Source organism: Ruegeria sp. CDSA079 (genome assembly GCF_059612245.1).
On the sequence record NZ_JBXWQF010000004.1, the window covers coordinates 265826 to 273310 of the forward strand.

Sequence of the window (7485 nt, forward strand, 5' to 3'; positions counted from 1 at the left end):
TCTTATTATTGTGTACTATGGTATACATGTGGGAATTGAGTCGCCCGATTTCAACTCTGGTATGGCGGGAAAGCCGCTAAATGCAAACGTCCCAATATGGGAATTCGACATTGAACTGAACTGCTGTGACCGCTTTGCATCCTGACTTGTTTGCGGTATCGGGCGGGGATGAAACTGATTATCGATACAGATCCCGGCATCGACGATGCCATGGCTATCGCTTACGCCGCCGCTGCGTCTGAGTTTAACCTGATCGGGCTGACCACGGTGTTCGGCAACACACAGGTTCATCAATCCAGCCGTAACGCTCGGTTTCTGTTGGATAAGCTGGGTCTCGACCTTCCGGTTGCCGAAGGTGCCTCATACCCATTAGGGGCAGATACCCATGCCCCGTCGGAACATGTTCACGGTCCCGAAGGTTTTGGTGATCTGACCGAAATTCCCGAGATTGGACAAAACCACGCGCTGCCAGCAGCTGAGTTTCTGGTTGAAATGGCACGAACCCACAAGGGTGAACTGGTGGTCTGTGCTGTGGGTCCATTGACTAATATCGCGAATGCAATGCGTCTGGACCCAGAGTTTGCAGGTAATCTGCGCCAACTGGTGATCATGGGGGGCGCAGTCTATTGCCCGGGCAACATCACCCAACACGCTGAAGCCAATATCTATCACGACGCCCTCGCAGCCGAGGAGGTCTTTTCCACACCGCCCAACACTGTTCTGGTCGGATTGGACGTGACGCTGAAGACGCTTTACGAAACAGCCGATTTCGAAGCCCTGGCGCAGAGGTCACCGGGCATGGGATCATTTCTGCGCGACATCTCCCGCTTCTATCTGAAGTTTTACAAAGAAATTGGGGGGCTGGAAGGCTGCGGCCTGCACGATTCAACCGCCGTGATCGCGTGTTCCCATCAGGCCATGTTCAACATGGTCGAAACAGGGCTGCGGGTTGTCACCGACGGCGACATGATGGGGGCGACACAACCAGATCCCGAACGACCCACGATCCGGGTGTGCCGCGACGTGGACGGGGCAGGGGTTGTTCGTCTGTTCACCGACCGCGTTGCCTCGTTGCCCTGACGGGTTGCAAAGACGGATCGGATCGGGCAAAGCCTGCCCGGTTCGGCGATCCGAGGCGATGACATGACCCAGAAATTCTCATTTGAGCTAAAGGCCACAGACGGCAAGGCACGCACCGGTGTGATCAGCACACCGCGCGGAGAGGTGCGGACGCCGGCCTTCATGCCGGTCGGGACAGCCGCCACGGTCAAAGCGATGATGCCGGAAAGCGTACGCGCCACGGGGGCGGATATTCTTTTGGGCAACACCTATCACCTGATGCTGCGCCCAACTGCGGAACGGATTGACCGTTTGGGCGGGTTGCACAAGTTCATGAACTGGGAACGCCCCATTCTGACCGACTCGGGCGGGTTTCAGGTCATGTCGCTGGCCGGGCTACGGAAGCTGACTGAAAAAGGCGTGACGTTCAAATCTCATATCGACGGGTCAAAACATGAGCTGACTCCGGAACGGTCAATGGAGATTCAGCGACTGTTGGGCTCGGATATTGTCATGTGTTTCGACGAGTGCCCCGCGTTGCCAGCCGACCGGGACAGGATTGCCGAGTCCATGCGCCTGTCGATGCGTTGGGCAGAACGGTCTCGTGAGGCCTTCGGGGATCGTCCGGGTCACGCCCTGTTTGGCATTATGCAGGGCGGTCTTGAACAAGATTTGCGCGAAGAAAGCGCCGAAGCACTTAAATCCATTGGATTTGAAGGTTACGCGGTGGGTGGGCTGGCCGTGGGCGAAGGGCAGGAGGCCATGTTCTCTTGCCTCGACTATGCCCCCGAATGTCTGCCGACGGACAAGCCGCGCTATTTGATGGGGGTTGGCAAGCCTGACGATATCGTTGGGGCAGTCGCTCGCGGTATCGACATGATGGATTGCGTTTTGCCGTCCCGCTCGGGGCGTACTGGTCAGGTGTTTACCCGTTATGGCGTGGTGAACATTAAGAACGCGCGCCATTCTGACGATCCGCGCCCGCTGGACGAACAGTGTTCGTGTCCTGCCTGCTCGAACTATTCGCGGGCCTATCTGCACCATGTATTCCGCGCCAACGAGATGATCTCGGGCATGTTGCTGACCTGGCATAATCTTCATTATTTTCAGGAAATCATGCAGGGCATGCGCGATGCGATTGCCGCTGGCACCTTCGATGCCTGGCAGGCCGAGTTCCACGCGCAACGTGCCCAAGGCGATATCGAGCCCTTGTAGCCTTTCCATTCGGGTGACAATTGAGTGGTTTTCCAGTAAACTTGGGCCACTTCAAGCAATACTATTTTAGTTCGTGACCCGGAGATTTTTCATGTTTCGCCTTTTTCTAGGCGCCGCGCTTTTGAGCGCGACACCCGCTATTTCAGATGTCTGGACCTTCGAAACGCCGTCCGAAAATATTCAGTGCTCAGTCGGGGAAAGCGCGTCGTCCTCGGATATCCAGTGCACGATCATAGAGAAATCCGGCCCACCTGCGATGCCGCGCCCCGCGAATTGTCAATCAGACTGGGGGCATGATTTTCTAATGTTCGACACTGGCCCGGTAGAGATATTGTGCCAGCCGCTGAACCGAAACAAAGACGGATTTGACCGCGCGGAATACGGTGTCACAGGTCAGTTTGGAGGATTCACCTGCAGTTCTTCAACGAAAGGTCTGGAATGTCGCAACTTGGACGGTCACGGGTTTTTCTTGTCTCGTGCAGTACAGCGGGTGTTCTGACCTTTGAATTGCGCGTTGCCTATGCTTGTCGTGCTAATTTCGGTGGATATGTTCGCGGGACGCCTTGCAGTCGGTCAAACCTCGGTTCATTCTGAATGACGATACATGGCGGTAAGGTTGAAAAAGGGCGATGAGGCCCCACCTTTATCGTCCAAGACAGGAGACGGCCAAGTGTTGCCTCGATGAGGGACAAGAGCCGTCTTGCCAACGATAAGGATAGAGCATGCAAGAGCCTCTGAATTCCTCATACCCCGTCCTGCCGCTGCGCGATATTGTGGTGTTCCCGCATATGATCGTGCCGCTTTTCGTGGGCCGTGACAAATCGGTCCGCGCACTGGAAGAGGTGATGCAGGATGACAAGCAAATTCTGTTGTCCAGCCAGATCGACCCTGGCGTTGATGATCCCGATGAAGATGGGATTTATCGCGCGGGCGTATTGGCCAATGTGCTGCAACTGCTGAAGCTGCCCGATGGCACCGTGAAGGTGCTGGTCGAAGGGCAGGCGCGTGTGCAGATCACCGAGTTTCTTGAAAACGACCAGTTTTTCGAGGCCAGGGCTGAATATCTGACCGAAATTCCCGGCGACGTCACCACGACGGAAGCCCTGTTACGAACCGTCACGGATGAGTTCGAGCGCTATGCCAAAGTGCGCAAGAACATCCCTGAAGAAGCCCTGACCGCCGTAGGTGAAACCACCGAGCCCGCAAAGTTGGCTGACCTTGTGTCGGGTCATCTGGGTATTGAGGTCGAGCAAAAGCAGGAACTGCTGGAAACCCTCAGCGTCAGCGAGCGGCTTGAGAAAGTCTATGGCCTGATGCAGGGCGAAATGTCGGTTCTGCAGGTCGAGAAAAAGATCAAGACCCGCGTTAAATCCCAGATGGAGAAGACCCAGCGCGAGTATTACCTGAATGAGCAAATGAAAGCCATTCAGCAGGAACTGGGCGATGGCGAGGACGGCAAGAACGAAGTTGCCGAGCTGGAAGAGAAAATCGCCGAAACCAAGCTGTCCAAAGAGGCCCGCGAAAAGGCCGAGGGCGAACTGAAGAAGCTGCGCAACATGTCACCGATGTCAGCCGAAGCGACGGTGGTGCGCAACTATCTCGACTGGATTCTGGCGCTGCCCTGGGGCACCAAATCCCGCGTCAAAAAGGATCTGGGTAAGGCGCAGGAAATCCTCGACGACGACCATTACGGCCTTGAAAAGGTCAAGGAACGGATCGTCGAATACCTCGCCGTTCAGCAGCGTTCGAAAAAGCTGAAAGGCCCAATCTTGTGCCTTGTTGGCCCTCCGGGTGTGGGTAAGACCAGCTTGGGTAAATCGGTTGCGAAAGCCACTGGGCGCGAGTTCATTCGAATCTCGCTGGGTGGCGTGCGTGACGAATCCGAGATTCGTGGCCACCGGCGGACCTATATCGGTTCGATGCCGGGTAAGATCATCCAAGCGCTGAAAAAGGCAAAAACCACGAACCCGCTGATCTTGTTGGATGAGATCGACAAGATGGGGCAGGACTTCCGTGGCGACCCGGCGTCGGCAATGCTTGAGGTGTTGGATCCAGAGCAGAACAACACGTTTATGGACCACTACTTGGAGGTTGAATACGACCTGTCAAACGTGATGTTCCTGACCACGTCGAACAGCTATAACATGCCTGGGCCTCTGCTGGACCGGATGGAGATCATCCCACTGGCCGGTTACACTGAGGACGAAAAGAGCGAGATCGCGAAACAGCACCTGATCAGCAAGCAGGTCAAGAACCATGGTCTGAAAGCCAAGGAATTTGACCTGACGGATGAAGCGCTGCAAAAGATTATCCGCACCTATACCCGTGAAGCGGGCGTTCGGAACCTTGAACGTGAGATCGCCAAGGTGGCGCGGAAATCGCTGACCAAGATCATCAAGAAAGAGGCGGACTCGGTCACGGTAACGCCGGATAATCTGGATGATTTCCTGGGTGTGCCAAAGTTCCGCTATGGTCTGGCTGAGCAGGACGATCAGATCGGCGTCGTTACTGGTCTGGCCTGGACATCCGTGGGTGGCGATCTGCTGCATATCGAGGCGTTGAAACTGCCCGGCAAGGGGCGGATGAAGACCACAGGTAAGCTGGGCGATGTGATGAAGGAATCCATTGATGCGGCCTCGTCTTACGTTCGGTCGATTTCGCCAAAGATCGGGGTCAAGCCGCCGAAATTCGATAACCTGGATATCCACGTACACGTGCCGGATGGCGCGACCCCCAAGGATGGTCCGTCGGCTGGTTTGGCGATGGTGACATCGATTGTCTCGGTTCTGACCGGCATTCCTGTGCGCAAGGACATCGCTATGACCGGAGAGGTCTCGCTGCGCGGTAACGCAATGCCGATTGGTGGTTTGAAGGAGAAACTGCTGGCGGCTTTGCGTGGTGGTATCAAGACAGTCCTGATCCCGGAAGAGAACGAAAAGGATCTGGCGGAAATCCCTGACAATGTGAAGGAAGGGTTGGAGATCATCCCTGTGAAGCATGTCTCGGAAGTTCTGGAGCAGGCGCTGGTGCGCAAGCCCGAACCGATCGAGTGGGATGAGGCAGCTGAAGAAGCTGCAGCTGCGGCTGCTGCTTCGGTAAAACCTGCTGATGCATCAGCCACTGCGCACTAAGAAGCGTAAAATGAATTCCGGAAGAGGCAGAGCATTGCTCTGCCTTTTTTCATAGCCCTATGACAGGTTGTTTAGGATCAAGTATTTCTTCTTCCGCTATGTATTTCATGAATTTTTCGTCCGACAGCGCCGAACGTATGGCCAAGGCGAAGATGATTGCGGAAAACAAGACGCAAAGCAGAATGTCCCACCCAAACGGGATCTGTTTCAAAGACCCGGTACCGAATTGACCCAGAAATGAGATCAAACCAAGCCCGGCAAAATAAGGCATCAGCCAAATGGCTTCTGTCAGGTCCATTTCGTCCAACCGCCCTCGGAACCGGATGAGCAGCAGAATTTTTCCGACGATCAGGGCGATGCCAAGTCGCCAGACCGTGTCCCATCCGCTCCAATAGACGATCAGAGTTGCGATGGCGAATGCGGTCAACGCCACCAGACGCACCGCTGGAATGCGGATCGATCTGGGTTGGTCTGGCAGAAGGTCCCTTAGGCAAACGACGGCGATGGGACCAACGGCGAAGGACAAGACAATTGCCGCTCCGTTCAGGGCAATGACCGTGGTGAAGGGAATGGTCAGCAAGAACAATGTTCCGATCAGAAAATTTAATGCCAGAGCCCATACAGGAACCCCGAATGAAGACAGGGTTTGCAGACGTTTTGGCAGAAATCCGTTCTGAGAAAGGGCGAGGGCAATCCGGGCATTCGACCCCGTCGCGACCAAACCGTTGCCAAAGGGGCCAACGACGGATCCCACATTCAAAAGGCTGAGGAACCAGACCAGTCCGACGGACATGATCACGGCATCCAAAGGGCCTTCGCCCCCAAAGCTTAATTGCGCCCAGCCTTTGGCCAGCAAAGAAGGGTCCAGCGCGCCGATGAAGGCCACTTGCAGGCCAAGGTAAATTGCGGCGCACATGATGATCGACAGGATCAAAGCCGCCGGGATGGCCAACTTCGGATTGCGTACTTCACCCGCCATATCGACCACATGGCGAAATCCTATGAACGAGAAAATGACACCTCCGGTCGAAACGGCAGCCATGATTCCCTGCAACCCGTAAGGGGCAAACCCGTCCGGTTGGGTGAAATTGTCAGCGTTGAAACGGTTGGCAATCAGTAGAACAGACAGAACCACCGGAATGGCGATTTTGGCCCAGGTCAGCGCTGCATTCACATGTGTGAAGAACTTGACCCCAAGCGCGTTGACCGCAACAAAAAGCAACATGAAGACAAGTGCCACAAAGATACCTGCACCGGTCAGATCGCCCGTATCGGCAGCGTGCAACCAGGGGGCGTAGGGCGCAAGGTATTTCAGCATCGCCTCCACTTCGATGGGGGCGGTGGTGTTATAACCAATCCATGCAGTCCAGCCCATGGCCATTGATACGATATTGCCGTGTGAAAACTGAGGAACCCGGGCAATCCCCCCGGAAATGGGCAACATGGCTGAGATTTCCGCGAATGTAATCGCCAAAATGAACATCGCACCAGCGCCGATCAGCCAAGAAAGAATGGCCGCGGGCCCAGCGTGCTGAACTGCCAGAAGAGGGCCGAACAACCAGCCTGAACCGATGATTCCTCCAACCGAAATGAAGGTCAGTCCGATCAGGCCGATGTCCCGCTTTAGCTCTGCCATGATGACCCCAGACTCTGCAATCGGTCCAAGACTTGGCCGATAGAACACGATAGTCACCGAGGTTGCGCGCTGGCAAGCCCCTCAATTTCAAGCGTAATCTTCGAAAGGGAGTGGTGGGTGATAAGAGATTTGAACTCCTGACATCTTCGATGTGAACGAAGCGCTCTACCACTGAGCTAATCACCCATGGGACGTGTTGATATCTGTCCAGCGGAACGGCTGCAAGCGAATTAGGCTTTGATCTGCACGTAAAAATCGAAGCGCAGAACAAAAACCTGGATTCTGACAAAAAACTTCAAAACGCCGCTTGACGCTGCCCGACCGTAGCCATAATACACCCAAACGTTCAGCAATGAACATGCAGCGGGCGGTTGTAGCTCAGATGGTTAGAGTACCGGCCTGTCACGCCGGGGGTCGCGGGTTCGAGCCCCGTCAACCGCGCCA

5 protein-coding genes and 2 tRNA genes are annotated in these 7485 nt (G+C 55.3%); 5 read left to right on the forward strand and 2 right to left on the reverse strand.

Annotation, left to right across the window (positions count from 1 at the left end; all coding sequences use genetic code 11):
• The first annotated feature begins 168 nt into the window (after positions 1 to 168).
• The 4 genes from AC2FJZ_RS06410 (at position 169) to lon (ending at position 5405) form a co-directional block, all read left to right on the forward strand.
• Positions 169 to 1080, forward strand: a complete 912-nt coding sequence (locus AC2FJZ_RS06410) for a nucleoside hydrolase (protein WP_496776597.1) — start codon at positions 169 to 171, stop codon at positions 1078 to 1080.
• 63 nt (positions 1081 to 1143) lie between these two features.
• Entirely contained in the window at positions 1144 to 2274 is a 1131-nt protein-coding gene (gene tgt, locus AC2FJZ_RS06415) for a tRNA guanosine(34) transglycosylase Tgt (protein ID WP_496776598.1), read from the forward strand.
• A 91-nt stretch (positions 2275 to 2365) separates the two neighbouring features.
• Positions 2366 to 2773 (forward strand): DUF6636 domain-containing protein, encoded by a 408-nt coding sequence (locus AC2FJZ_RS06420; RefSeq protein WP_050603495.1) that lies wholly within the window; start codon positions 2366 to 2368, stop codon positions 2771 to 2773.
• Between the two features lie 223 nt (positions 2774 to 2996).
• Complete coding sequence (gene lon / locus AC2FJZ_RS06425) at positions 2997 to 5405, forward strand: endopeptidase La (protein ID WP_050603494.1); 2409 nt, start codon at positions 2997 to 2999, stop codon at positions 5403 to 5405.
• 49 nt (positions 5406 to 5454) lie between these two features.
• On the opposite strand, the gene AC2FJZ_RS06430 is transcribed toward lon, so the two are convergent.
• The gene (locus AC2FJZ_RS06430) at positions 5455 to 7041 is read right to left on the reverse strand and encodes an APC family permease (RefSeq protein ID WP_496776599.1); all 1587 of its coding nucleotides are present in this window, start codon (positions 7039 to 7041) and stop codon (positions 5455 to 5457) included.
• 111 nt (positions 7042 to 7152) lie between these two features.
• Positions 7153 to 7227, reverse strand: a tRNA-Val gene (locus AC2FJZ_RS06435).
• Positions 7228 to 7408: 181 nt separating this feature from the next.
• Here AC2FJZ_RS06435 and AC2FJZ_RS06440 point away from each other — a divergent pair.
• Positions 7409 to 7485, forward strand: a tRNA-Asp gene (locus tag AC2FJZ_RS06440).

Excerpts from the sequence above, each read along its gene's own strand:
- AC2FJZ_RS06410 (WP_496776597.1), top strand. The coding sequence starts at position 169 with ATGAAACTGATTATCGATACAGATCCCGGCATCGACGATGCCATGGCT.
- tgt (WP_496776598.1), top strand. The coding sequence starts at position 1,144 with ATGACCCAGAAATTCTCATTTGAGCTAAAGGCCACAGACGGCAAGGCA.
- AC2FJZ_RS06420 (WP_050603495.1), top strand. The coding sequence starts at position 2,366 with ATGTTTCGCCTTTTTCTAGGCGCCGCGCTTTTGAGCGCGACACCCGCT.
- lon (WP_050603494.1), top strand. The coding sequence starts at position 2,997 with ATGCAAGAGCCTCTGAATTCCTCATACCCCGTCCTGCCGCTGCGCGAT.
- AC2FJZ_RS06430 (WP_496776599.1), bottom strand. The coding sequence starts at position 7,041 with ATGGCAGAGCTAAAGCGGGACATCGGCCTGATCGGACTGACCTTCATT.